General features: G+C 39.7%; 1 protein-coding gene. It reads right to left on the bottom strand.

The window, feature by feature from the left end:
* Window positions 1-1523 (bottom strand): beta strand repeat-containing protein (locus tag CLV90_RS19355; protein ID WP_407943390.1); only part of this gene is annotated, 1523 nt, incomplete at both ends.

The following is a 1523-nucleotide window of genomic DNA, read 5'->3' as shown; positions in this document are numbered from 1 at the left end:
TTCGCACCATCTGCCCCGTTATTTCCAGGAGTTCCTTGAGGACCTGTTAAATCCGACGTAGTGAAAGTTGTTCCGTCATCGTAAGTCAAGGTAAAAGTACCGTTTCCATTATCGGTCGTAGATGCTATGCCGTTGCCATCAGCTCCATCCGCTCCATTCGCACCATCTGCCCCGTTATTTCCAGGAGTTCCTTGAGGACCTGTTAAATCCGACGTAGTGAAAGTTGTTCCGTCATCGTAAGTCAAGGTAAATGTACCGTCTCCGTTATCGGTCGTGGATGCTATGCCGTTTCCGTCCGCTCCGTTTGTTCCAACCGGACCTGAATCCGGATCTACCCAAGTGTATGTTCCTGAACCATCTGTAGAAAGTACTTGTCCGTTATTTCCACCAGTTGGTAATTCTATTTCATTATTTGGATCGCTATCCGCATCATCAACATTATCTACTCCGTCATTGTCAACAATAATTGTTCCGCCATCAGCTAGCACTATTGTTGAAGTTCCATCTCCATTATTTGTAATTGTAGATGCTTGGAATGAAACTGGCGCTCCGCTTTCATTAGTGTATGTAAAGCTACCATCTCCATTATCAGCAAGGTTTGTTACAGTTTCTGATATGGTTACAGAAGCTACATTTAAATATAATGCACCATCTGTACCAAAAGTTAAATCGTTATTAGCATTACTACTGATAAGATTAATCGATTCTGTTCCGCCACCATCTGTAATTTCTAAACTACCGTCAATAATAGCACTTCCTGTGTTGTATTCGTTTCCGATTAGATTATCCGCATCATCTACATTATCTACTCCATCGTTGTCAACAATAATTGTTCCGCCATCAGCTAGCACTATTGTTGAAGTACCATTTCCATTATCAGTAATTGTAGATGCTCGAAATAAAACTGAAGTTCCACTTTCATTGGTATAGGTAAAGCTACCATCTCCATTATTAACTAAGGTTGTTACTGTATTGTTCGTATCTATTGTTGCTGAATTCCCAGAGTCATCTGTCAACGTAAATGTTCCATCGCCATTATCTAAAACCGTAGAACGTTTTGCATCGAATATAGTTACTACTCCGTCTTCATTTGTATATGTAAATGTTCCGTTTGCGTTATCTACTAAAGTTGATAATGTTTCTGTAAATGTTGTTACCGTACCATCTTCCGATGTATACGTGAAACTACCATCACCATTGTCTACCAATGTAGTTACTGTATTGTTGGTATCTACCGTTGCAGAGTTTCCTGAATCATCTGTGATCGTAAATGTACCATCGCCATTATCTAAAACCGTAGAACGCTTAGCATCAAATGTAGTTACTACTCCATCTTCATTTGTATATGTAAATGTTCCGTCTGCATTGTCTACTAAAGTTGATAATGTTTCTGTAAATGTTGTTACCGTACCATCTTCTGATGTGTACGTGAAACTACCATCACCATTGTCTACCAGTGTAGTTACTGTATTGTTGGTATCTACTACTGCGGAGTTACCAGAATCGTCCGTGATCGTAAATGT

The organism is Maribacter spongiicola (assembly GCF_004364165.1).
Lineage (GTDB): Bacteria > Bacteroidota > Bacteroidia > Flavobacteriales > Flavobacteriaceae > Maribacter > Maribacter spongiicola.
This window is presented reverse-complemented; position numbering and strand designations above follow the sequence as displayed.